Source organism: Staphylococcus equorum, from assembly GCF_001747895.1.
Classification (GTDB): Bacteria; Bacillota; Bacilli; order Staphylococcales; family Staphylococcaceae; genus Staphylococcus; species Staphylococcus equorum_A.
In genome coordinates, this window is record NZ_LNNB01000031.1 from 29270 (window position 1) to 54862 (window position 25593).

At 32.9% G+C, this 25593-nt stretch carries 22 protein-coding genes and 1 riboswitch; of the genes, 16 read left to right on the plus strand and 6 right to left on the minus strand.

Annotation, left to right across the window (positions count from 1 at the left end; genetic code table 11):
* Nucleotides 1-4: 4 nt before the first annotated feature.
* The 8 genes from cstB (at nt 5) to AST02_RS12840 (ending at nt 9054) form a co-directional block, all read left to right on the plus strand.
* Nucleotides 5-1345, plus strand: a complete 1341-nt coding sequence (gene cstB, locus AST02_RS12805; RefSeq protein ID WP_069818093.1) for a persulfide dioxygenase-sulfurtransferase CstB — start codon at nt 5-7, stop codon at nt 1343-1345.
* A 175-nt stretch (nt 1346-1520) separates the two neighbouring features.
* On the plus strand, nt 1521-2246 hold the full coding sequence (locus AST02_RS12810) for an ABC transporter ATP-binding protein (protein ID WP_069818094.1): 726 nt from the start codon (nt 1521-1523) through the stop codon (nt 2244-2246).
* Entirely contained in the window at nt 2246-3340 is a 1095-nt protein-coding gene (locus AST02_RS12815) for an ABC transporter permease (protein ID WP_069818095.1), read from the plus strand. Before AST02_RS12810 ends, AST02_RS12815 begins: the two co-directional genes overlap by 1 nt.
* A 206-nt stretch (nt 3341-3546) precedes the next feature.
* Entirely contained in the window at nt 3547-4536 is a 990-nt protein-coding gene (locus AST02_RS12820) for a LacI family DNA-binding transcriptional regulator (protein WP_069818096.1), read from the plus strand.
* 108 nt (nt 4537-4644) lie between these two features.
* On the plus strand, nt 4645-5934 hold the full coding sequence (hisD, locus tag AST02_RS12825) for a histidinol dehydrogenase (RefSeq protein ID WP_069818097.1): 1290 nt from the start codon (nt 4645-4647) through the stop codon (nt 5932-5934).
* Between the two features lie 33 nt (nt 5935-5967).
* A complete protein-coding gene (locus tag AST02_RS12830; RefSeq protein ID WP_069818098.1) occupies nt 5968-7281 on the plus strand; it encodes a GntP family permease in 1314 nt (437 codons plus the stop codon).
* Between the two features lie 61 nt (nt 7282-7342).
* Nucleotides 7343-8278 carry a 3-hydroxyacyl-CoA dehydrogenase family protein gene (locus tag AST02_RS12835; RefSeq protein ID WP_069818099.1) on the plus strand — a complete coding sequence of 312 codons (936 nt, stop codon included), beginning with the start codon at nt 7343-7345 and terminating at the stop codon, nt 8276-8278.
* 11 nt (nt 8279-8289) lie between these two features.
* A complete protein-coding gene (locus tag AST02_RS12840) occupies nt 8290-9054 on the plus strand; it encodes an SDR family NAD(P)-dependent oxidoreductase (RefSeq protein ID WP_069818100.1) in 765 nt (254 codons plus the stop codon).
* A 233-nt stretch (nt 9055-9287) separates the two neighbouring features.
* On the opposite strand, the gene xylE is transcribed toward AST02_RS12840, so the two are convergent.
* From xylE to AST02_RS12870, 6 genes are all read right to left on the minus strand, one after another.
* Entirely contained in the window at nt 9288-10736 is a 1449-nt protein-coding gene (xylE, locus tag AST02_RS12845; protein ID WP_069818101.1) for a D-xylose transporter XylE, read from the minus strand.
* 20 nt (nt 10737-10756) lie between these two features.
* Nucleotides 10757-12247 (minus strand): xylulokinase, encoded by a 1491-nt coding sequence (gene xylB / locus AST02_RS12850; protein ID WP_069818102.1) that lies wholly within the window; start codon nt 12245-12247, stop codon nt 10757-10759.
* Between the two features lie 5 nt (nt 12248-12252).
* Nucleotides 12253-13575, minus strand: a complete 1323-nt coding sequence (gene xylA / locus AST02_RS12855) for a xylose isomerase (RefSeq protein WP_069818103.1) — start codon at nt 13573-13575, stop codon at nt 12253-12255.
* Between the two features lie 144 nt (nt 13576-13719).
* The gene (locus AST02_RS12860) at nt 13720-14856 is read right to left on the minus strand and encodes an ROK family transcriptional regulator (protein ID WP_069818104.1); all 1137 of its coding nucleotides are present in this window, start codon (nt 14854-14856) and stop codon (nt 13720-13722) included.
* A 391-nt stretch (nt 14857-15247) separates the two neighbouring features.
* The gene (locus AST02_RS12865; RefSeq protein ID WP_069818105.1) at nt 15248-16000 is read right to left on the minus strand and encodes an amino acid transporter; all 753 of its coding nucleotides are present in this window, start codon (nt 15998-16000) and stop codon (nt 15248-15250) included.
* Between the two features lie 4 nt (nt 16001-16004).
* Nucleotides 16005-16886 (minus strand): ABC transporter ATP-binding protein, encoded by an 882-nt coding sequence (locus tag AST02_RS12870; protein ID WP_069818106.1) that lies wholly within the window; start codon nt 16884-16886, stop codon nt 16005-16007.
* A gap of 527 nt (nt 16887-17413) precedes the next feature.
* Between AST02_RS12870 and AST02_RS12875 the strand changes: the two genes are divergently transcribed.
* From AST02_RS12875 to thiS, 8 genes are all read left to right on the plus strand, one after another.
* A complete protein-coding gene (locus AST02_RS12875) occupies nt 17414-18847 on the plus strand; it encodes a YhgE/Pip family protein (protein ID WP_069818107.1) in 1434 nt (477 codons plus the stop codon).
* Nucleotides 18848-18874: 27 nt separating this feature from the next.
* Nucleotides 18875-19336 (plus strand): MarR family winged helix-turn-helix transcriptional regulator, encoded by a 462-nt coding sequence (locus AST02_RS12880; protein ID WP_069818108.1) that lies wholly within the window; start codon nt 18875-18877, stop codon nt 19334-19336.
* A 156-nt stretch (nt 19337-19492) separates the two neighbouring features.
* Nucleotides 19493-20041, plus strand: coding sequence for a DUF4064 domain-containing protein (locus tag AST02_RS12885; protein WP_069818109.1), 549 nt, complete (start codon nt 19493-19495; stop codon nt 20039-20041).
* A 742-nt stretch (nt 20042-20783) separates the two neighbouring features.
* Entirely contained in the window at nt 20784-21707 is a 924-nt protein-coding gene (locus AST02_RS12890; protein WP_069818110.1) for an AEC family transporter, read from the plus strand.
* A gap of 168 nt (nt 21708-21875) precedes the next feature.
* Complete coding sequence (xylB, locus tag AST02_RS12895; protein WP_069818111.1) at nt 21876-23372, plus strand: xylulokinase; 1497 nt, start codon at nt 21876-21878, stop codon at nt 23370-23372.
* 164 nt (nt 23373-23536) lie between these two features.
* A riboswitch (TPP riboswitch) is annotated at nt 23537-23645 on the plus strand.
* 59 nt (nt 23646-23704) lie between these two features.
* Complete coding sequence (locus AST02_RS12900; protein ID WP_256092406.1) at nt 23705-24298, plus strand: thiamine phosphate synthase; 594 nt, start codon at nt 23705-23707, stop codon at nt 24296-24298.
* Nucleotides 24291-25415, plus strand: coding sequence for an NAD(P)/FAD-dependent oxidoreductase (locus AST02_RS12905; protein ID WP_069818113.1), 1125 nt, complete (start codon nt 24291-24293; stop codon nt 25413-25415). The genes AST02_RS12900 and AST02_RS12905 overlap by 8 nt, the downstream gene beginning before the upstream one ends.
* Nucleotides 25393-25593 (plus strand): sulfur carrier protein ThiS, encoded by a 201-nt coding sequence (gene thiS, locus AST02_RS12910; RefSeq protein WP_069818114.1) that lies wholly within the window; start codon nt 25393-25395, stop codon nt 25591-25593. Before AST02_RS12905 ends, thiS begins: the two co-directional genes overlap by 23 nt.

The following is a 25593-nucleotide window of genomic DNA, read 5'->3' on the forward strand; positions in this document are numbered from 1 at the left end:
TATTATGTATTTCAAACAATTTTATAATGAACAATTATCGCAAGCTTCTTATTTAGTAGGATGTCAACGTACAGGTGAAGCAATAGTGATAGATCCGATACGCGATTTAGCAGAATATATAGAAGTAGCAGATAGTGAAGGGTTTACGATTACACATGCCGCAGAAACACATATACACGCTGACTTTGCTTCAGGTATTCGTGATGTCGCAGAGCGTTTAAACGCAGTAATTTATGTATCTGGAGAAGGTGATAACCAATTAAGTTATCAAAATATGCCAAACCAAACACATTACGTTAAACACCAAAATCAAATTAAAGTAGGTCACATTAAATTAAAAGTGTTACACACGCCAGGTCATACCCCGGAGAGTATTAGTTTTTTATTAACTGACGAAGGTGGGGGTAGCCAAGTACCTATGGGGTTATTTAGCGGTGACTTTATATTTGTTGGTGATATCGGTAGACCTGACTTATTAGAAAAAGCAGTTCAAATGGAAGGTTCTACTGAAGTTAGTGCGGAACAAATGTATCACTCTATTGAGACTATTAAAGAGTTACCTGACTCTATTCAAATATGGCCGGGACATGGGGCAGGCAGTCCTTGTGGTAAGTCACTAGGTGCGGTGCCAATGTCTACCTTAGGTTATGAAAAAATAAACAATTGGGCGTTTAATGAAACGAATAAACTAACGTTCATTGAGACATTAACGTCAAATCAACCCGCGCCACCACATCACTTTGCGCAAATGAAAAAAATCAATCAGTTTGGGATGAACTTATATCATTCATATAACGTTTATCCTAGTTTGAATAAAGATAATTTAGCAATTGATTTACGTACTAAAGAAGCCTTTCATGGTGGACATACTAAAGGTACAATCAATATCCCTTACAATAAGAACTTTATTAACCAAATCGGGTGGTATTTAAATTATAATCAACCCATTGATTTAATAGGTGACAAAGAAATTGTAGAAGAAGCGGTACACACACTACAATTAATAGGATTCGATTATGTTAGCGGATACCGTTTGCTACAGAGTTTAACGATGACAGCATCTATTCATAGCACTGATATAACTGGCAAAGAACAACACATATTAGATGTGCGTACTGAAGAAGAATGGCAGAATGGACATCTATCACAAGCGATTCATATTCCACATGGCAAATTGATGATTGAAGATATACCATTTAATAAAGAAGATAAAATATATGTTCACTGTCAATCAGGTGTAAGAAGTTCTATAGCAGTAGGGATATTAGAAGATAAAGGTTTTAATCATATCGTTAATGTAAGAGAAGGCTATCTAGCTTTTAGTGAATCAGTGAAATCAAAGTAGTAATATTGTATGTTTAATTAAAAAATAAATTAGCAAAAAGTGTATTTATGATTCAACTGTGCCGCACACCCATATTATGGAAGTACGGCACAGTTTTTTTGTGCTAAATTGATTTTACAAATGAGAGGTATATACTCGTTTTATAAACAATAATATACATGGGAGAGGGAACTCTATGGCTGGCCTTGTAGCAAAGTTAACAAACGCAGTAAAATATTATGATCAAAAGAAAGTCTTAGATGGCATTAATATAGAATTAACTGAGGGAGAAATTTTAGGATTGATTGGTCCTAGTGGTTCAGGAAAAACTACGACAATAAAATGTTTAATGGGTATGGAAAGTTTAGATGAAGGACAGGCTCAAATTTTCAATAAACAAATACCAAATCGTAAAGTACTGAATGAAGTAGGCTATATGGGGCAAAGTGATGCGTTATATGAGTCATTAACAGCTCGAGAAAATTTAGTGTTTTTCGGTAATTTGATGGGGTTAAAAGGTAAGAAATTAGAAGAAGCAATTGCTGAAAATACAAAAATAGTAAATTTAGAACCTGAATTAGGAAAGGTCGTTTCTCATTTTTCAGGTGGTATGAAACGTAGACTTTCTTTGGCTATAACACTGTTAGCTAATCCCAACCTTATTATTTTAGATGAGCCTACGGTTGGTATTGATCCTAAACTCAGAAAAGATGTTTGGAAGCAATTGAATGGTTTAGCAAATGAGGGTAAATCGGTGATTGTTACAACCCATGTTATGGGAGAGGCGGAACGTTGTGATTATATAGGCTTAATTGTTGAAGGGAAACTATTTACGATTGGAACCCCTCAAGAATTAAAGGATAAATTTGACGCTGATTCTATAGAAGAAGTGTTTATAAAAGCAGAAGCGGAGGTGCGATAATGAGATTTAAGGCGATTTTTATCAGAGTTATTAAAGAATTATTACGAGATAAAAGAACATTAGCTTTAATGTTATTTGCACCTATTTTGGTTTTAACACTGATGTATTTTATATTTGATACTAATAATGAAACAAATATAAAAATAGGTATGAATGCTTCAGTACCAGATGAAATTGTGAACGCTTTGCCCCCAGATAAAGTAGATATTGAAAAATATGATGCGTCTAGCTCAATTAAAGATACAATTGTGGATTCAGAGTTGGATGCATATATTGAACAAAAAGGGTCTAATCTAGAAGTCACTTATAAAAATGAAGATCCAAGTCTTACAGGGTCAACGAAACAATTGTTAGCGAGTGCAATCCAAAAGAATAAGATGCAGGATATGACTAAAATTGTTGAAAAGATACCGGACAATATGAAACAAAGCAATGGACAAGAGACAGAGTCGTTGAGCGTAGATAGTCACTATCTTTATGGTGATGTTGATAGTACATTTTTTGATAAAATATTTCCAATTCTCATTGGTTTCTTTGTCTTTTTCTTTGTATTTTTAGTTTCTGGTATAGCACTTTTAAGAGAACGTACGAGAGGGACTTTAGAACGTGTACTTGCAACGTCTGTTAAAAGAAGTGAAATTGTCTTTGGTTATTTAGCAGGTTATGGTTTGTTTGCGATATTACAAACATTAATTATTGTATTTTATTCCATATACTTACTGAAAGTTGAGGTTGTAGGAAGTATATGGTGGGTATTATTAATTAATATACTTATTGCATTATCTGCTTTAGCTATAGGTTTGTTTGTTTCAACTTTTGCAAATTCAGAATTTCAAATGGTTCAATTTATACCGTTAGTTGTTATACCTCAAGTCTTTTTCTCTGGTCTTATCCCTTTAGATAGCATTGCTAATTGGGTTAGTGCTATTGGCTATGTATTTCCGTTAAGATATGCCGGTGATGCTCTGACCAATGTAATGATTAAGGGACAGGGATTTGAATTTATTTGGTTCGATATTGTTATACTGTTGCTATTTATTTTGATATTTACAATACTAAATATCATTGGACTTAAACGTTACAGAAAAGTATAAAGAATGATATTGAAATTTTATACACATTAAGATAAAAATCTAAAAACACTTTCGTGTAAATTCATATGTTATGGATGCTTACGGAAGTGTTTTTACTATTAAAATAGTGCAACATTTGAAATTCTTATTCTATAATGTAATATAAAGAGTTGTAAAATATAGTGTGCTACATACAAATATGAAGACGTATAGATGAGGTGGTAAAGTTGAAAAAGAAGAATGTTTCAGCAGAATTGGTAGCTAAAAAAGCGAATGTATCACAATCTACAGTTTCCAGAGTTTTTACACCTGGTAAAAGTGTGTCAGAAGAAACAAAACAAAAAGTGTTAAAAGTTGCCAATGAATTAAATTATAAACCCAATGCTTTAGCTAGAGGTTTAATCACTAACAAATCTAAACTCATTGGTTTAGCTATGAAAAATAAACAGAACCCATTCTATCATGAAGTTTTAGCGTTATTTACACAAAAACTGAAACAATTTGGTTATTCTGTACTATTTGTATATACAGAAAATGAAGAAATTCAACAAGAAGAAATTAACCAATTTATTGAGTTTAATGTTGAAGCAATTATTATCACGGACGCAGTTTTATCGTCAGATTTGGTGAAAAAGTTGAAAAGCTCAAATATTCCAGTCATGTTATTTAATAGATATGATGAAACTTTAAATTGTAATTCAGTTTCAAGTGATAATATTTTTGCAGCAAGATCGGTAGCCGAATATTTTTATAATCAAGGATACAAGCACAACTTGTACGTGTCAGGTCAACATAACACCTCTACAAATAGAGATAGATTATATGGCTTTAGGCAGTATTTTAGTGAAAAAAAACAAGATATAGATGTGGTTGAGGGAGATTTCACCTTTGAGACAGCGTATAAAGCTACATTGAAATATCTAAGGGATGGCAACAGACCTCGAGGTATATTTGGCGCAAATGATATTACAGCACTCGGTGTATTAGAGGCAGTGAAGAAAATGAATATTGAGGTACCTAATGAAATTGAAGTGATAGGATTCGATGATATACGAATGGCTTCATGGCCCAATCATCAGTTGTCTACTTGGTCACAGCCACTGAATGAGATGATCGATGAAACAATTGAAATCCTATTAAAAGATAACTTAGATGAGATAGAACAAAGAAAGTTAAAAGGGAAGTTTAAATTCAGAAAAACAACGAAAACAATTTGACATTTGAAAGCGCTTACTATAACATAAAGTGAAATATTTGCATACGTATGCAAAGTTCTTTTTTTGTGTTTAATTGCATGCTCATGCTCTGGGAGAGGGGATTTTTAAATGTCTTACAAACTAAAAAATGGTAAAAGCCAAGAAGAAATAAAACAATCTGATGAGAAGGTTAGTCAAATTGTAAGTGATACGATTAAAACGATTGAAGCTGAAGGGGATAAAGCTTTACGCGATTTGTCAGTGAAATTTGATAACTGGAGTCCAGAAAGTTTTAAATTAAGTGACGAAGAAATTGAAAGTATTGTTAATGATATTCCACAACAAGTTAAAGATGATATCGCATTCGCGCAAAATAACATTCAAAGATTTGCTGAAGCTCAAAAAGCTTCCTTACAAGACTTCGAAACAGAAAATTCACCTGGTGTCATACTTGGTCAAAAGAATATACCGGTTGATAGTGTAGGGTGTTATATTCCAGGTGGTAGATACCCGATGATTGCTTCTTCGCATATGAGTATCTTAACTGCCAAGGTTGCTGGGGTGAAACGTGTTATAGCTTGTACACCGCCAATAGATGGTAAAATTCCAGAAACAACTGTATACGCAATGTACAAAGCAGGTGCCGATGAAATTTATATTCTCGGTGGTATTCAAGCCATGGGTGGTATGGCGATAGGTACAGAAACGATAGATTCTGTAGACATGATTGTTGGGCCAGGTAATGCTTTTGTGGCAGAAACGAAACGCCAACTATTTGGCAGAGTCGGTATCGATCTACTCGCGGGACCTACAGAAACATTAGTAATCGCAGATGAAACATCAGAACCTGAAATGATTGCTACAGATATACTGGGTCAAGGGGAACATGGACCCACATCTCCAGGTGCGATTATTTCTACTTCTGAAGCAATTGCTGAAGCAGCTTTAAAAGAGATAGAAAGACAATTACAAACGTTATCAACAGCTGATATTGCAAGTGAATCTTGGGAAAATTATGGGCAAGTGATTATTGTGAAAGATGAAGCAGAAGCTGTAATAGAAGCGAATAAACTCGCTTTTGAACATGTTGAAGTATTAACTAAAGAACCAGACTACTTTTTAAATCATTTAACAAATTATGGCGCGCTATTCCTAGGTCCAGAAACAAACGTAGCTTATGGAGATAAAGTCATTGGTACGAATCACACACTACCAACTAAAAAAGCAGCACGTTATACAGGGGGCTTATGGGTAGGTAAATTTATTAAAACAGTGACTTATCAACGTATTACATCTGAAGACCAAAGTGCAGTTATGGGTGAGTATGCAGCGAGACTATGCGGTTATGAGAATTTCGCGGGACACGCAGAACAAGCATTATTACGTGTAAGAAAGTATGGAGATAAAGGAAATAAATAAAACCGTTTATGTTCTAAAGGGGGACATACTTATATGTTAGGTGTTATAGGATTAGTTGGTGGGTTAGTTATTTTAACTATTCTAGTAATGAGAGGCGTGAATCTATTAATCGCAGCGCCTTTATCTGCGTTGTTTGTTGGTGTTTTAAATGGTTTACCTTTATTTTCTCAACTGGCTACAGGTAAGGAAATGGATTTTGTTACAAGTTATATGGATGGATTTTCTGGTTTTGTGACATCTTGGTATTTAATGTTTTTAACTGGAGCAATTTTTGGAAAAGTCATGGAAGATAGTGGTGCTGCAGAAAGTGTATCACATTGGATTATTAAAAAAGTAGGTATGAAAAGAGCCGTTTTGGCAATTGTACTAGCCTGTGGTGTCTTGACCTATGGTGGCGTTAGTCTATTTGTAGTCGCATTCGCTGTTTATCCAATGGCTGTAAATTTATTTAAGGAATCTGATTTTCCAAGAAGATTTATTCCGGCTACTTTAGCTTTAGGTTCCACTACATTTACAATGACTTCAGCTGGGTCTCCAGAAATACAAAACTGGATACCGATACCATACTTACATACAAGTCCATATGCAGGATGGACTGTTAGTATCATCACTGCATTGTTTATGTTAGTTGCAGGTTATCTATGGTTGATGCATATGATTAAAAAAGCAAAACGAAAAGGTGAATATTTTATTAGTAGAACTGGGGATCAAATGGAAGATAGGAATAAACTACCTAATCCATTTTTAAGTATGATTCCGTTATTTATTGTGTTGTTAGTATCATTTTTCTTACATGACACATTAGAGCAATCTGCGCTAATAGTCGCTTTAACGAGTGGTATCATCGCAACGTGGTTATTGAATAAAAGTTATTTTAAAGATTTTTGGAAAGCAGTCGGAAATGGTACTGAAGGTGCATTGATTGCGTTAGGTAATACGTCAGCAGTTGTAGGTTTTGGGGGTGTTGCTAAAGTGACACCAGCTTTTAATGACGCTATTGATTACGTTACGAATTTGCCAGGTTCTCCCCTAATTACTGGTGCATTTGCGGTCATGGTTATTGCCGGCTTAACCGGTTCGTCCTCTGGTGGACAATCGATAGCCTTACCTATATTAGCACCACATTATTTAGATATGGGTGTAGATGCTGATGCAATGCATAGAACTGTTTCGATGTCTTCGGGCACGTTAGATTCACTGCCACATGGTGGATATACCGTAACGACGATTCGTTCTATCGCAGGTGAAACACATAAAGATGCATACGGGGCGTTTGGAGCTATGACAGTCGTTGTTCCACTCGTAGCAGTCATTATCGCAATCGGTCTATTTATGTTAGGTCTATAAAACACTTGGAAATTTACTGAGATAAATAAATTAAAATAGTTTAGCCAAAAGGGGTGTAATGATGGAGAATATTGCTGTATTAGGTAGTGGAACGATGGGACATTCAATCGCTCTATCCGTTGCTTGGGCGAATTATAAAGTTAAAGTTTACAGTATCAACTTGGAAGATTTAAAAAGAGCTGAAACAGAAATTGATAAAAAAGTACTGCTATTATATAAAAATGATTTAATTAGTGACGTTCAAATGCAAAACATCAAAAATAATATTACCTTAGACACAGATATTGAAGCGGTAGTGGAAGACACTACATTTATCATAGAGGCTGTGCCAGAAGATTTAACTATTAAAAGTGAACTATATGAAAAATTAAATGCTTTATTAGATGAAAAAACCATATTAGCTAGCAATACATCTGGTTTTACATTACAACAACTAACTAAAAATTATAAATTTCCCAATCATTTTATCATCACACATTTTTGGAATCCCGCACATTTAGTTCCATTAGTAGAAATTGTGAAAAATGAAGACACAGATATTGAAACTGTTGCACGTACTGAAAATGTAATTAATGCTATAGGCAAAAAGCCGATATTAATACAAAAAGAAATATCAGGATTTATCGGTAATAGATTACAGTATGCGCTTTTTAGAGAAGCACAATCATTACTTGACCAAGGTGTAGCGTCTAAGGAAGATATTGATGCTGCAGTAACTTATAGTGTAGGTAGAAGATACCCTGTCGTTGGTCCACTCATGACCGCGGATTTAGGAGGATTGGATGTTTTTAGTGCTATATCTGATTATTTATTTGAAGATTTAAGTACTGAAAAAGCATCTGGTAAAACTTTGAATAAACATGTTGATGAAGGCGACCTTGGATATAAAACGGGGAAAGGGTTTTATGATTGGGGTGCAAGCGAGTCTCAAGAAATTATTGATAAGCGTGACGAAGTATTGATGTATTTTTTGAAGAAAGATCAAGAAAATAATTAGGATGATTTATAGTGCAAAAAAACTTTAATGATTTAGAAGGTAAGACTGTTATTGTAACTGGTGGCAACCGAGGTATTGGGCAAGAAATTGCAATCGATTTCGCTCAGTTAGGTGCCAACGTAATCGTTATAGCTAGAGATAAATATTCATTAGATAAAACCTTAGATATACTGAATGAATCTAGTGGTCAACATACAGTTTATGCGTTGGATATGACTCAAATTGATCAACTTTCAAAAGTAATAGACGCTATTGTTTCAAAATATGGAAAAATTGATGTACTTGTGAATAATGCTGGAATAAATATAAGTAAACCTGCATTTGAAATTGAGGAAAATGATTGGGAAAACGTATTAGACATCAATTTAAAATCGTTGTTTTTTATCTCTAAGTTTGTTGGGAGATACATGGCACAAGAACAGCGTGGCAAAATAGTAAATATGGCATCACAAGTTGGATTTGTTGGTTATTATGATAGAGCACCATATGCTTCAAGCAAAGGTGGCGTGATTCAACTAACAAAAGCACTTGCTGTTGAGTGGGCGCAATATAATATCAACGTTAACGCAATTGCTCCAACATTTGTAGAAACAGAATTAACAGAGAAGATGTTCAAGAATGAAGCGTTTAAAGAAGACGTATTGGATCGTATCTTATTTCATAAAATGCCAAAACCTACAGATATTTCAGGCGCAGTCATATATTTAAGTTCACAATTATCAAATTTTGTTACAGGTGAAACGATTAAAATAGACGGCGGTTGGACAGCGATTTAGTTATCTTTTATCATAAATAGACTTCTATAATAAACCATTATTATGTTAAATAAAGTAACACAAAATACATTCAGTAACTTTTCATAGAAAAACACTTTCGCGTAAATTCATTTAAATGAATCTAGCGAAAGTGTTTTTTAATTAATTTTTACGATTTAGGTTAGTTCGTATAAATATATGATTGTTTTTTAAGTTTAAATCTGGTGGAAATATCTTCACATTAACTTCGAATTTTAATGTGCTGAGTTATTACTTTGAACTTCTTCTGCATGATTAGAAACTTGTTTATCTTTGTCTTTAATCCAAACTTTTTCTAATTCTTCTAGTGTTTTACCTTTTGTTTCTGGAATGAATTTCCATACGAACAGGCCAGCTAGAATACTCATCAGTGCGTAAAATCCGTAAGTCATTGTACCGCTAATTTCCATCATAGATGGGTAAGTAGAAGTGATTGTAAAGTTTGCTAACCATTGTACTGCGACAGCTATTGCCATTGCGCCACTTCTAATTCTGTTAGGGAATATTTCTGATAATAGCACCCAGATAATTGGACCCCAACTCATCATAAATGATGCAGTATATATAACTAAGAATATTAAAGTTGTAATGCCAAACGCGCCATTAGCAGCGAGTGCACTCATTCCGATCATTCCAATTGCCATACCAGTAGAGCCGATAATTAATAAAGGCTTACGACCAAATTTATCGACATATAATATAGCAATAACGGTGAAGATTACGTTTACTAATCCCATCACAACAGTTTGTATCATTGAGGTATTCTCACCTGCACCTAAATTTTCAAAAATACGAGGTGCATAATATAAAGCCACGTTGATACCGATGAATTGTTGGAAGATAGATAATAGAATACCGATAATAATCACAGTTTTACCAAAACTAAATAATGGTGCTTTTACATCTGTTAATTTATTTTTAGTTGATAATATATCGTTTAAAACGTTTTGTGCATGATTTTTAGAAGAGTATATTCTATTTAATACTGTAAGTGCTTCGGTGTTTCTATTATTTAAAGATAAATACCTTGGTGTTTCAGGTACTAAAAATAATAAAAAGAAAAATGCAAGTGCTGGTATTGCTTCAGTCATAAACATGTAACGCCATCCGATTAGTTCAATCCAACTTTGAGATTGACCAAAAGTAATACCGTAGTTCACAAAATAAACGACTAACATACCAAATATAATAGCGAATTGGTTCCATGAAACAAGTCTTCCTCTTATAGAAGAAGGGGCAATTTCACTAATATACATTGGAGATATTGCAGAGGCTAATCCTACACCAATACCACCGATGACACGATATAGATTAAATGTTATCAGTAAACCAAGACTAGATTCACCCGGTTCAAAAAATAAAAACTCAGGATAGCCTGATAAAAGCGCAGAAACTATAAATAAAATAGCTGCTACTTGTAATGATTTTTTACGACCGAGCCGACTTGAGAAAATTGAAGATAACAAGCCACCAATAATACAGCCGATTAAGGCACTAGAAACTGTAATACCATGGACAAAGCTACCGTAATCTTTAGTTAAATATTTCTGGAGGGATTGTTCGGCCCCAGAAATAACTGCAGTGTCATAGCCGAATAACAACCCGCCAAGCGTTGCGATTAAAGCTATTTTAAAGATAAACTTCTTATTATTATAAGTTGACATATATCCATCCCCTTGATAAATCACTTAAATTTACTTAGTTTTTGAGTTACTAGTTGTGTAGCGTCATAGATTGTTTTATAAATATCAAATAAGTTGTGGTATGATTTACTATTTTCTTCAATAGGAGATACTTTTTGATTATATGTAATCCATGATTGACTCATTTCATTGAAAGTATCAAACCACGATTCACCCATGGCGGCTAACATCGCTGCACCATAAGCTGGACCTTGTTCTTCAGTTCTTGTGGTAATTGCTGCATCGAAAACATCTGCTTGGATTTGGAGCCACTCATGATTTTTTGCGCCGCCCCCGATAGAAACAATTTCCTTAATGTTAATACCGTTGTTTTTCATAATTTGAATGCTTTCATTTATAGAATATGTGATACCTTCGATAACAGAACGTTTCATATCGAGTTGTGTGGTATTCGCATCCAAGCCGATAAAGCTGCCTCTAACTGCCGCGTCATTATGTGGTGTACGTTCACCGAGTAAATAAGGTGTGTACATTAATCCATTAGATCCAACATCAGAATCAGAAATCGCTTTTAAGAATGCACCAAAATCTGCATCAGGGTCTAGTAGTTGTTTTAACCATTCCAGACTATAACCAGCGGATAAAGTAACCCCCATAATGTATTTTTGGTCAGGTACACAGTGATTAAAGTAATGCACATTGCCATCATTTTCATAGTCAGCATTATTTTCAATAGATAGTGCGACGCCAGAAGTACCAATACTTACCAATTGCTTTTGTTCATCTGTGATACCAGAGCCTAAAGCGCCACATGCGTTATCTGCGCCTCCTTGATAGACATTGATATCCCAATCGATATTTAAAGCTTTTTTCACATCTTCAGTTAATTGACCACTTTTTTGATGAGAAGCAATGATATCAGGACAAATAGATGCGTCAATATCTAAACTATTTAGTAGTTCGGTAGACCAATTTTCTTCTTTCACGCTAAACATAATTGTACCTGCAGCGTCTGAAGGTTCTGTAAAAATGTTGCCAGTTAATTTATAAACGATGTAATCTTTTGGCAGCATGAATTTATGGATTTTGTTGTAATTATCAATTTCATTATTTTTCAGCCACATTAGTTTAGGTAATGTAAATCCTTCTAACACAGTGTTTTGTGTGAATTTCAGTAGTGCGTCGAGACCTAATTTATTTTTGATTTCATCAACTTCATTAGAAGTACGTGTATCATTCCATAAAATGGCAGGTCTAATGACTGCACCAGCTTGATCAATAACCACTAGGCCATGCATTTGACCTGAAAAACTAATACCAGTGATTTCTTTTTGTGCATATTTGTTTAATAAATGTTTTAAACTCTTAATTGTTGCGTCATACCATATATCTGGATTCATTTCGCTGTATCCAGATTTAGGATGCAGCGTATGATAAGAGACGCTGTATGAATCTACAACGTCTCCATTTTTATTAACAACAATAGACTTTAAGGAACTTGTACCAATATCTATACCGATTACATAAGTCATTTTTATCAGTCTCCATTATTAATGTTTAAAATATATTGATTCATTTGAGCTTTAATTACTTCTAAACGATCAGAAGTGTTATCAATCTCATTAATGTTGAAAGCATATTCCTCTAATTCTTTAAATGAAGTGTTACCTTCAACTATTTTTTTACCAATACCTTCAGCAAAAGATTTATATTTTTCATCTACAATGTTTTCAAAGAAATTATCTTCAATCATTTTGTGTGCTACTTTTAAACCAAGTGCAAATGTATCCATACCAGCGATATGCGTTAAAACTAAATCTTCTTGTTTGAATGAAGTTCTTCTCGGTTTAGCATCAAAGTTTAAACCACCTGGATTTAATCCACCATTTTTTAAGATTTCGTACATGGCTAATGTTGTATCGTAGACGTCAGTAGGGAATTCGTCTGTGTCCCAACCTAATAGTGGGTGACCTTGGTTTGCATCTACTGAACCTAATAAATCATTATCACGTGCATATCTTAATTCATGTTGGAAAGTGTGCCCAGCTAATGTTGCATGGTTTGCTTCAATATTGAATTTGAATGTTTTATCTAAGTCATATTTTTGTAAGAAAGCATGTGAAGTCGCAACATCAGTATCATATTGGTGTGTTGTAGGTTCTTTTGGCTTAGGTTCAATTAAGAATTGTCCTGTATAACCAATTTCTTCTGCATAGCTTTTAGCCAATTTTAAGAAATTAGCTAAGTTGTCTAACTCTAATTTCATGTCTGTGTTTAATAAACTTTCATAACCTTCACGTCCGCCCCAGAAAACAAAGTTTTCAGCGCCTAATTTTTTAGCGATTTCTAATGATTTCTTAACTTTTGCAGCGGCATATGCGAAAACTTCAGCGTTAGAAGAAGTTGCTGCACCATGTACAAAACGTTCGTGTGTAAAGTTGTTTGTCGTATTCCAAAGTAATTTTTTACCAGTTTGATCCATTTTTTCTTTAATAAGGTCTACAATGATATCTAAATTTTCATTAGATTCTTTTAATGTTTCACCTTCTGGAGCGATATCTATATCGTGGAAACAGAAATAATCAATACGTGTTTTTTCCATAAATTCGAAAATCGCATCAACTCTTGCTTTAGCTTTGTCCATGTCGTTTAAGTTATCCCAATCACGTTCAGCCGTACCAACGCCGAATGGGTCAGATAAGTCAGCTGTAAATGTATGCCAATAAGCCACACCAAATCTTAGGTGTTCTGCCATTGTTTTGTCGCCTACTTTTTCTTCGGGATTATAATATTTAAAACTAAAAACATTATTTGATTTAGGTCCTTCGTAATTTACTTTATCAATATTGAAATATGTCATGATAATCCTCCTATAACTAGTTGGTTAGTTTATTAAACAAACTAACTTTAGAGATAATATAGCACGGAAAATTATTTTTGTAAACGCTTTCTAAAATATTTCAAAAAATAACCCTTCTACAAAAATGTAAAAGGGTGTGTTTGCTTAGTTAGATTTTAATTGAATATCATCAATGTTTAATAATTTCTGCATAATTGCGATTGAGCCACCTAATAAGGTTGCGTGTTTCACATTCGTAGTAAGGTTGAGTTGTACGGAGTGAGTCGAATATTGATCTAGCTGTGTTTTAATCGAATCTAAAATAACAGGTAATTCATTGATTAATGTGCAGTTAACATAAATCATATCCGGATTAAATTGCGTATTTAAATTGTGAACTAATACTGCAATTTTGGTTGTAAAATATTCGATTTCTTGAATAACAATATCGTTATGTTGATGGTAAAGTTCAATAAGTTCTGAAAGTGGTATATTTCGTTCAAATTGATTACTAATACTTTGAATTAATGCTTCTTGGGAGCAAATATTTTCAATTGTGTTGTATGTTTCACCGTTTTGAAGTACGAGCGTTTTACCGATTTCGCCAGCTTCACCATTAGAGCCACGATATAATTTTTTATCGATGATTAAACCTGCACCAATGCCTTTGTGAATACTTAGAGCAATTAAATTTCTCATTTCTGAATTACTATGGATACTTCTTTCATAAATTGCTGATAAGTTTGCTTCATTTTCAATAATTACTGGAACTTGAGTCAGTGATCTTAACTCATCTGTAATGGAAATACCTTCACTTTCATGGAAGGGAAGGTGAATAATAGCTTGATTGTGATCTACAATACCGTGAATTGAGACAGACATACCCAACAAGCCATAGGAAGTATCATAACTTTCAGAAGTAGGTATATTTGTTTTTAATATAGCCAAGATACTACTCACTTTTTTGTCAGGTAAGCTATATGATTCATGTTTTAACACGGTACCATCAAAATAATTGTACATTAATTCTACAGAGCTATATGTTAAATCCATAGAAATATAATAACCATAATTTTTATTGATTTTTAGGAGGATTGGTTTGCGTCCGCCGCTTTTCGTACTATTACCTTCGCCCACTTCAATGACTAAGGATTTCTTTTTCAAAGCGTTTAATATATTAGAAATAGTAGCTTTATTGATTTCTAAATTCTTAGATATTTGAGTGCGTGAAATATTATGATTGTTGAAGATTTGTTTTAATACGCGTCTTTCGTTCATACTGATTTTTAAATTATTTTCCATTTTTTATTACCTCATATAAGTTTAAACAGGGTTTAAATGCGATTTTTGTCTAATATTACAACAGTGTAACACATTGCTCCAAAGTTATAGATTATAGATAAAGTTATGTTAGCGAGTAATATTAGTGATACATGTCTTATATTATATATTATAGTAGAGAGATTTAAAAAATGGTAATTGAAGATGAGATAAAACACAAAAATCATCTAAACATTTAAATGTTTAGATGATTTTATAGTGTCGACAAGATCTCCGACTTTGTTGGCAATCATTATATGCACGCTTTCCACGGGCACAGTCTTGTAGTATCCAGCTAGTACTTTGAGCCGGCTCAAATCACTGTCATTCTTAAAAATATATTATAACCAATTATTCATTGTGATGTTTTAAGTTAATATTCTAAGCGTTTGAACAGTTTTAAACCTGCGAGATAACATACGATAGAGTAAACGAGTGTTATTAAAATAATAATTACGAGTTTAGTAAAGAATTCATTGATATTATTTGCTTCTTCATAGCTGTTAGGAAAGAAGTATTTAAATCCATGAATGAGCGGGGCAGCAGACATTATCATTAATAATATCACCACGCCAAGTATGTTAAAACCAGTTGAGAGTTTCATAGATAACATGATTCCAAAGAAAACAGCTATTAATGTAATCCCATAGATACCTATAATGCCTAAAATATCACTGTAGTTAATACTCGCAGAAGATGATAAAAAATCTCCCGAAGCATAATTGAATTTAATAATGTATGTAAAATATAAAACTTGAGAAGCAATGAACAATAGGATGAAATAAATAACATACATAGATAATAAAGCAGCTATTTTAGAGTTATAGAGATATGTACGGCTAATATCTTTATAAAAAATTAAACGACCAGATTCATATTCTTCATAAAAAAGAAAACTAATAAAATATGTAACTAAAATTAATGGTACAGCAAATTGTGATTGAGCAGCTAAAACGCCATAATAGAAATCTAGTCCGGTGAGTCCATTTGTTTCTCCATTAATTTGCATAAAGTTAGTAGGGAGGATGAGTGTAATTAAATATAAAAATGGATAAAGTGCAATTAAGTAAAAAATTAAAGCTGAATTGCGAGTGGATATATTACAAAATATATGTTTAGTAAGCATTTTCTCACTGCCTTTCAAATTCATCATAATGGTGATATAAATTATCTTGTTGGCTGACTGTATTTATTAATGTGTAATGATTAACTACATATTTCATAATATCGTTATACTCCGCAGAATCGATTTCAATAGAAATTTCATTCATAGAAATATTTTTGATTGTTGTAAATAGGTCTAATAATTCTTGTCTATGCTCAGGATAAATTTGTTCCTTAACTACAATTTTTAAAGCTTGGTCTTTGTTGTAATCAATATGATGAAGTTTGCCATTTTTTATAATCACGAATTTATCACAAACCTCGGATAATTCATTTAACTGGTGACTTGAAATAAGAAGCGCAATGTTTCTTTCTTCCACCCATGTTCTTAAAGCGCTAATGAGCGTTTTAACACCGTCAGGATCGAGACCAACAAATGGCTCATCCATAATTGCTAATTCAGGTTCATCTAGTAAACACATCGCCAAAGATAACCTTTGTTTCATACCAAAGGAAAAGTCTTTCACTTTTTTATTTTTAGTATGTGCAAGTCCAACAAGTTCTAGAACATTATCGATATTATCAAGATATTTTTCCTTATTATTTACTTTTAAGTAGTAAATCAAATTTTTTTTAGCGGAAAAGTGTTTGAAATAAACTGTATCAATCATAATGCCTACGTTTTTCATAACGTTATTATTTTTAAAAATATCTATACCATTTAAAGTGATAGATCCTGAAGTTGGTTTTTTAGACTTAGCAATAATTTTCATTAATGTAGTCTTACCAGCGCCATTTTTACCGATTAATCCAATAATATCGCCTTTATTAATCGTTAAAGAAACACCATCAAGCACATTAAATTCAGAATCTTTAAAGCGTTTATAAAGATTATCTATTTCAAGCATAATTACTACCTCCCTTTGTATAATAAAAATATCAGGTTTCATGATATTGAGAATAAAAGATAAAATTAAGTTTACTTAACTAGTATTAATCTATAAATAACACGTTTAAGGTTAATATTATATTTAATATAATGAATATATAAGGGGTGGTCAATATATATAAATACATATTTTATGAACAAATTATGTATGATGAATGCAATTAATTTATCAAATTTATATATTTTTTAGAATAAAACGCAACCTAGAAATATCAATATGTACTTCTATTAAACTGAGCTAAGTTACCATAGAGATATTTTTAGATTTCGCTAATATTTTATGATTGACAAGTTATTTTCAAGAGCGTATTATATAAAAATGTACATGGGGTGTACTGTATAAATAAAAACACGCCACATATTAAAAAAATGGACGAATTCAAGGATTAACACGCTCCATAACGTAATGTTTATAGCGTTTGGGATTATTTTCAAACTAATAGTACATGGGGTGTACATTTTCAAAAAAAGAAAGGTAGATAGTAAATGTTTAATGAATTTAAATTTATATTTAGAAATAAAATGTTGATTGTATCTCTTATAGCCATAGCGCTTATCCCTCTAATTTATGTGGCACTATTTGTAGGCTCAATTTGGGACCCTTATGATAAGACAGATCAATTGGAAATATCTATTGTAAATCAAGACGAATCAGCCAAATTAAATGGTGAAAAAATAACAATTGGCGATGATTTGGTAGATGAATTAAAAGATAATGAGGATTTTAAATTCCAAGCAGTTTCCGAGAAAAAAGCTGCACATGAATTGGAAAAAGGTAATAGTGTCGGAACAATTATTGTACCTAAAGATGCATCTAAAAATGCAACGACATTATTAGATGAAAATCCTAAAAAAATTAATTTAGAAACGCAAGTTAATCCGGGATCAAGTTACACGGGTAGTCAAACTGCTCAGAAAGCAATTGATACAGTAACAGACACAATTAAAGATGACATTCGTGAAAATTACTTAACTGAAATATTTGAGAGTACGAAAAAATCACAAGATGGTTATCAAGATACATCTGACGCACTTGGCGAAATGTCTAATGCAGAGTCACAATTAATTGATGGTAATCAGCAAGTCAGTGATGGCTTACAACAATTAGTCCCAGCCGTAGGTCAACCTGCACAGCAATTATTATCAGGTAATGACCAAGTTACTGATGGTTTAAATCAATTACAGGAAAATAATAATCAATTACAAGCTAAGTTAGATGAAGCAATCACGAGTCAGCAAGATGTTTCACTTGAAGATGACAATGAAAAAGCATTAAATAATGTGACAAAAACAAATGAAAATAACCCTACTGAGGCTAGCAATTATGGCGAAACAATTGTACCTTATATGGCGAGTGTAAGTTTATTTGTTGGAGCAGTGTCATTTAGTGCGATTTATCCATTGAGAAAAACATTAAACAAAGGTGTTTCCTCAACTAAACAAGCGCTTGGTAAGTTATTACTTTATCTACTACAAGGTAGTTTATCAGCATTGTTTATGAGTAGCTGGGTTATATTTGCATTCAACATGTCGATTGACAACGTAGGCCATTTCCTATTAGTGAGCTTCTTATGGGCTATTGCTGCAATAACAATTACGTCATTCTTAGCGTTATTCTTGGATAGAATTGGATTATTCTTATCCATGTTATTACTCATATTACAATTGAGTTCAAGTGAAGGTATGTTCCCAATTGAACTTTCAGACAGTTTCTTTAGATGGATTCATCCATTTTCTCCAATGTCCTATGCGATTCAAGGATATAGAGAAGCAATCTTTACCAATGCTGGCCACTTTAGCTTTAGTTTCATTGTAATACTATTAAGTGCTATTATTGTTGGAATGATATTATTACAATTCTTAGTACTATTATGGTTTAACAAGAGAGAAAAAGTTCCGTTTTCAGTGGAATTTAAATAAAGCTAAAGCAACATAGGGGTGAAAAGTATGGAAAATGAAAACATCAATCAAACGATAGAAGAGGCCATTACCAAATTTCAGTTTGTTATGTTGCATTTAAATAAAGAAATTGTAGAAATGATTAAGGAAACAGGTTTAGGTAATTTTCTATCAAGAGAACAAATTGAAGCAATGAGAATAATACAAACTGAAGGTAAAGTGACGATTAATGAACTTGCAATGTTGCAAAATATATTTAAAACGGCAGCTTCTAAACGTATCGTTAAATTAGAAGAAATGGGCTACGTTGAAAGAGCCTATACAGATAATAAACGTATTAAATTAGTTAAACTCAGTACAGAAGGGGAGACTTTTTTAAAAAAGGCAAATTCAGTTATGATTGAAGCTGTTAAAGAACGTATAGGTGACAAATTCACAACAGATGAAGTACATGAGTTTGTAGACCAATTGGCGCGACTTAATGACGCATTTAAAGCACATAAAAACTGACAAAAAAGACTCGCATACAATGCGAGCTTTTTTTGTTATTATATTATTAATTATTTCAAACATATTTTGTTTAGAATGAATAGACTTAAATATTAACAATTAGTATAATTAGCATTGTAATTGAAGCGAATAAATAGAAATAGGAGGCGCACGATTATGATAAAAAGAACAACTGAACGCGTACTCACATGGATAGGTATTGCATTGCAATTAATTGGTGTAGTACTTATCGCAGTTTTCATACCAATGATAGGTAACAATGAGGTGAAAGAAACAGTCATTCAACAAATGATGGCGGATGATCCAAGCTTCTCATATGAAGATGGTACAAATATCTTCGGTATGTTGAGTAGTTTATTAACAGCAGGTTTGGTTTTATCTATAGTAATTTTAATCATTGCAATCATTGGAGCTATTCTAATAAATAAAAAAGCTAAGGTAGCAGGAATCTTACTTATTCTAGTAGGTGTCATTTCATTCTTAGGAAACTGGATAAATGCGGTATTATGGATTGTTGCAGGTGTTATGTTATTAGTAAGAAAACCAAAACAACCGATTCATGGTGAAATGTATAATGACAATAAGCAAGATGCAGTGAATGAGCCATATGAAAGATCTAACTCTAATCAAGATCAAGATTTAAAAGACTTTGATGATTTAGATGGAAAACCGAAACAAGATCATAATGATCCATATAAATACTAATTAAACGCGACAATTAAATAAACCAAAACAAACTAGGTTTCCAGATGATTGGGAATCTGGTTTTTCAAATTACAAATACAATAGACATATTATAGTCATATTCACATTCATAAAATCGTAAAAAATATGTTATATTTTAATAAAGAGCTATTCAATTAAATTAATTGTTATCAGGGCTATTTTCTGATATTAAAATGGGGTGAAAAATATGATGATGGTAATTGGAATGCTATTACCTATTTTGGTAGTTGGATTTATAGTGATGTCAGTATTAGAAGAGAAAAAAAGAAATCGCAAAAAATAATATATTAAGTATTGGAAAGAAACACTAATCTTAGAATGCTTAATTACAAAATAGAGCTAATTTCTTCGTGAAATCAGCAATTTAGTTGAAGGTTAGGCTTACCTCTGAGTGAAGGAAGACTAGTGGAAGTCTAATTCTCGACTCAATATGTGGAAATTATAGCGTTTTAGCTATTCAAAATTCCAGATGACCAAGTTAAAAAGAGCCTGGATTTCAGAAGCCTAAAAATGAAATTCCATACATAAAATATTTATAAAACAACGGATTGTTTAACGTGAAACAATTTGTTGTTTTATTTTTTTACGTAAATGTAAGGGTGAAAAAAGATTTTATTAGTCAGACAAACGGTAAATTAATTAATATTCTGCTATGATAAACTATAATAATTAATTTATATAAGTCTAATTCATATATGATTTTGAACAAAGGGGGCATATAATGAGTGAAATGTTGTATATTTTACAAACTGTACTTTTACCTATTTTTATCATGATTTTTTTAGGATTTATTTTACAAAAGAAATTCACTTTAGATTTAAAAACACTAGCTAAATTAAATATATATGTGTTTGTTCCAGGGTTTATATTTGTGAAGTTTTATAAAACAGACTTTGCTATAAAGCTTTTATTTTACATAGTTATTTTCTTTATTTTGTATATGATTGTCCTATATGTCATTGGTAAACTGTTGTCTACTATTCGTAAAACAGATAAAGGGGAAGCTACAACGCTGACGAATAGTATTCTGTTTTTCAATTCAGGTAATTACGGCGTTCCAGTTAATGATTTAGTTTTTAAGGGCGATCCATTGGCTATGTCTGTGCAGGTTATTGTGTTGTCATTACAAAATATATTCACTTTTTCATACGGGATTTTTGCGATTCAGTCATTGCAAATTGGGAAATTAAAGGCGCTACTTGGATATTTTAAAATGCCAGTTTTATACGCTTTGGTGTTAGCTATTATTTTAAATTATAATAATGTGCCAATCCCAGAATTTATTTGGACGCCAGCAAATTACGTAGCGGATGCAATGATTGCTGTTGCGTTATTATTGCTAGGTGCTCAAATTGCAAATATTAAATTCAGCTTTAAATGGTCAATTTCTTATATTTATATATTTGTGAGATTAGTTATTGGCCCACTCATTGCTTTAGTGATTATTAAGTTACTTGGTTTAGAAGGCGTGATTGCACAAACGTTATTTATTGCTTCTGCTATGCCAACATCGGTAAATAGTTCAGTTATTGCACAAGAATATGATAACCATCCAGAACTTGCTGCACAATTGGTCTTCTTATCAACATTACTAAGTGCAGTAACAGTAGTCATCGTCATCTATTTTTCTAGAATTCTATTTTAAATATCTAGTCAACATTTGGGGTCCTGAATACGAAATCAAATTTTGATTTCTGTTCCGTTCCCTTTTTTTTTAGAATTTTGATTTTTTTATCGAACGTGTTATAAATAGGTCGTATATCACATATTACGAAATAAAAATTTAAAATCTATTTATAAAGGACCGATTAAATTGACTGATGCAGTGTTAGGTATCGATATTGGAACAAGCTCCGTTAAAGTAATAGCAGTAAATAGACAAGGTAAAGTTTTACAGAGTGCAAGCGAATCTCTAGATATCATACAGCCACAAAATGGGTTTAATGAGCAACATCCAGAAGCGTGGTTTGAAGCAACTAAACGATGTATTAAGCGATTAATGGTGACAGATGAAGTTAAGCATATACATATTAGTGGACTATCACTTTCAGGACAAATGCATAGTTTGGTGATATTGGAAGATAATGAAGAACCCCTAAGAAATGCCATTCTTTGGAACGATACAAGGACTACACCTCAATGTGAAGTTATTAAAGAAAAACTAGGTGATTATGTGTTAGATAATCCTGTATTAGAAGGTTTTACACTTACGAAATTATTATGGATAAAGGAAAATGAACCTGAACATTGGCGCAATACTAAAGTATTTTTATTACCTAAGGATTATGTTCGATTCAAATTAACTGGCAAGTTAAATATGGAATATTCAGATGCCTCGAGTACATTATTATTTGATCATAAGTGCAAAGCTTGGGATGAAAATATTGGTAAACAATTTGGTATTCATAATATTTACCCTGAACTTGTAGCTTCACATAAATTAGTAGGCTATATGGATGACAAGATAGCAAAAGAACTCGGACTAAATGCGCAAGTGGCTGTTATAGCAGGTGGTGGTGATAATGCATGTGGAGCGCTTGGTGCGGGAATGATTAATACGAATGAAACACTCTGCAGTATTGGCACTTCAGGCGTGGTTTTATCATGTGAAAGTGAAAAACATACGGAATATCGCCGAAATATGCATTACTTTAATCATGCATTAGAAGATATGTCTTATGTTATGGGCGTGACACTTGCTGCAGGAGACAGTTTGCAGTGGTTACGCCGAAATATATTAGGACATTTAAGCTATGATGAAATTATTACTATGGCAAGCCAATCACAGGTTGGCAGTAATGGATTATTATTCACACCCTATTTATCGGGAGAACGTACGCCACATGGGGACTCCAACATTAGAGGGAGCTTTATAGGTTTAAGCGCCTTACACAGTAGAGGGGACATGGCACGGGCAGTTATTGAAGGTATAACCTTTTCTTTATTTGAGTCGATAAAGTATTTACGCGATTGTGGTAAAGATATTCAACATATCGTGTCTATCGGTGGCGCTGCAAAAAGCGACTTTTGGTTGCAATTACAAGCGGATATATTTAATACTGAAATTAGTAAATTGAAATATGAAGAAGGACCTTGTATGGGTGCAGCAATCTTGGCTGTATATGGTCTAGGATGGTATGAAAGTATCGAAGCGGCTACAAAGCAATTTATACGTTATGAAAAATCTTTTAAACCAGATAGTGAGAAGCACAAACAATATATGCTGTATTTTGATTTATATCAAAGTGTATATCGACAAACTCAAAGTCTTACAGCTGGTTTACTTAAAATTTCTAAAGCTAAAACATAGTTACGAGTTGAATTATTTAAAAATAAGTAATAGTATCGACTTTAACACTTAGAAATCAACTTAAATTATAATACCACTTGAAATAATCAATGGAATAGGTTAAGTTGTATGTAATAATTCTTCAACACATATTTAATAATTATTATAAAAAATTAAATAGCTTAAATAACCACTGGAAGTGCCTTGCATAAGGCTGAGACCGAAGTAGTAACTTGGGAATTCCTTGAACCTGATCCAGTTTGTACTGGCGTAGGAAAGTGGCGTTATAAACATGCGAATTCGTTAATCCAACGTCATTTTTCTTACCAGAAAAATGACGTTTTTTATTTGGAGTGAAAACATTGTTTATAGCAATTACACAGTATAAGTATTTAAATTCAGTAGACATTAAGCAGTATATCAATATAGCGCAGTTTATAGACTATTTAATTATCAGAACACCAATGGAGACGACTGAATTGATTGATTGGGTTAATTTGCTTAGCCAATCCGGCTTTCCTAAAAGTAAAATAATTATTCATGACAATTTAACTGTATTAACACGATGCAAGTTACGTGCGATTCATTTTAAAGAAAAAGATGAACGCATAGCGGATTTTAAATATAATCATCCTGACATCCAAGTCAGTATGTCTACACACGACACAAAACATATAGCGCAAGCAGAAGCATTACAGTTAGCTTTTGTCTTATATGGACATATTTTTAAAACCAGTTCTAAACCGAATCAACATCCAAGAACAGAAAATGAAATAAATAAAGCGTTAAAATTCAATATCCCAATTATCGCGTTAGGTGGTATCAATACACAAACTTTAAAAGAGCTACCTAATGGATTCAAAGGCATTGCAGGGATTTCCATTTTTGCGCAACAAAACATAAATGAAATCAAACAGCTGAAGGAGGCTTGGAAGACGTATGTATGATGTCATAATCATTGGCTCCGGTGTAATGGGTATGTCAATCGCAAGAGAATTAAGTAAATCAGATATCAAAATTGCTGTGATAGATCGTGATATACCAGGGAAACATGCTTCATTTAAAGCTGGAGGAATGCTTGGTGCTCAAAATGAATTTACTGAAGACAGTGATTTGTTTCATATAGCGCGAGAGGCTCAAGAAATGTTCGAGCCACTGAGGGATAGTTTGCTAGATGAAGTAGGCCTAGATATTGAATATCTGGATAGTGGTTTAATTAAACTCGCAAGTAGTATTGATGATAACCCAAGTGTTGAAAAGCAATACAAATTTCTGCATCAATACAACCGAGCTGTGGAATTATTGCCTGCAAAGTCACTGAAACAAAGAACGAATGGCAACGTAATATCAGACAATTTATCCGCGATGTATATACCGAATGATAATCAAATCAATGCCAATAAATACACGAAAGCATTATTAAAATCGTTAGAACAACGGGGCATTCACCGTATTTACAACACAGAAGTTAGTGAAATAACACCATTAAATCCAGGCTATCGTGTGGTAACCCATACAGATGTGTTAACTGCAGAAAAGGTAGTGGTCGCTGGAGGAGCTTGGAGTGGGAAATTATTGCGCCGCTACATGCCAAACAGTAGTGTTACAGGAGTTAAAGGTGAAGTGTTACTTGTAGAGCATCCCAATCTGTCTTTAGAAACAACGTTATTTACTACAAATGGTTGTTACGTTGTTCCGAAAATGAAAAATCGTTATTTAATCGGCGCTACAAGTTACTTTGATGATTATTCAGTAGGCGTCTCGCAATTAGGGAAAAAATGGTTGTTACAACAGGCTACGACGCATATTCCTAAATTAAGAGCAGGTAAATTAATCAATCAATGGTCAGGTGTTAGACCTTATACCTCAGGTGAAAAACCCATTATGGATGAAGTAGCTAAGCATTTATTTATTATTTCAGGACATTATCGCAATGGCATTTTATTATCACCTTACGTTGGAAAATGGATGAGCAATTGGATTCAGTATGATCGTAAGCCGGAACAATTTGCAGATTTTATAAGTGAAAGGGGTAAGACCAATGAAGTGCATTATAAATGGTGACAACTTTAATTTTGATAAGGTATTAAGTATTCAGGAAGTGATTCAAGAACTAGATTTGGATGAGACGCGTATGATTGTGGAACATAATGACCAATTAATTCAGCGTGAACAATTTTCAAAGCAAAAGGTTACGGATGAAGATCGTTTGGAATTATTAGAATTTGTAGGAGGCGGATAA

Coding starts and splice junctions, on each gene's coding strand:
- AST02_RS12880 (WP_069818108.1), top strand. CDS start 18,875: ATGGAAAATGAAAACATCAATCAAACGATAGAAGAGGCCATTACCAAA.
- cstB (WP_069818093.1), top strand. CDS start 5: ATGTATTTCAAACAATTTTATAATGAACAATTATCGCAAGCTTCTTAT.
- AST02_RS12905 (WP_069818113.1), top strand. CDS start 24,291: ATGTATGATGTCATAATCATTGGCTCCGGTGTAATGGGTATGTCAATC.
- AST02_RS12865 (WP_069818105.1), bottom strand. CDS start 16,000: ATGCTTACTAAACATATATTTTGTAATATATCCACTCGCAATTCAGCT.
- AST02_RS12890 (WP_069818110.1), top strand. CDS start 20,784: ATGAGTGAAATGTTGTATATTTTACAAACTGTACTTTTACCTATTTTT.
- AST02_RS12870 (WP_069818106.1), bottom strand. CDS start 16,886: ATGCTTGAAATAGATAATCTTTATAAACGCTTTAAAGATTCTGAATTT.
- AST02_RS12860 (WP_069818104.1), bottom strand. CDS start 14,856: ATGGAAAATAATTTAAAAATCAGTATGAACGAAAGACGCGTATTAAAA.
- AST02_RS12810 (WP_069818094.1), top strand. CDS start 1,521: ATGGCTGGCCTTGTAGCAAAGTTAACAAACGCAGTAAAATATTATGAT.
- AST02_RS12885 (WP_069818109.1), top strand. CDS start 19,493: ATGATAAAAAGAACAACTGAACGCGTACTCACATGGATAGGTATTGCA.
- xylE (WP_069818101.1), bottom strand. CDS start 10,736: ATGTCAACTTATAATAATAAGAAGTTTATCTTTAAAATAGCTTTAATC.
- xylB (WP_069818102.1), bottom strand. CDS start 12,247: ATGACTTATGTAATCGGTATAGATATTGGTACAAGTTCCTTAAAGTCT.
- AST02_RS12815 (WP_069818095.1), top strand. CDS start 2,246: ATGAGATTTAAGGCGATTTTTATCAGAGTTATTAAAGAATTATTACGA.
- AST02_RS12830 (WP_069818098.1), top strand. CDS start 5,968: ATGTTAGGTGTTATAGGATTAGTTGGTGGGTTAGTTATTTTAACTATT.
- hisD (WP_069818097.1), top strand. CDS start 4,645: ATGTCTTACAAACTAAAAAATGGTAAAAGCCAAGAAGAAATAAAACAA.
- AST02_RS12875 (WP_069818107.1), top strand. CDS start 17,414: ATGTTTAATGAATTTAAATTTATATTTAGAAATAAAATGTTGATTGTA.
- AST02_RS12835 (WP_069818099.1), top strand. CDS start 7,343: ATGGAGAATATTGCTGTATTAGGTAGTGGAACGATGGGACATTCAATC.
- thiS (WP_069818114.1), top strand. CDS start 25,393: ATGAAGTGCATTATAAATGGTGACAACTTTAATTTTGATAAGGTATTA.
- xylA (WP_069818103.1), bottom strand. CDS start 13,575: ATGACATATTTCAATATTGATAAAGTAAATTACGAAGGACCTAAATCA.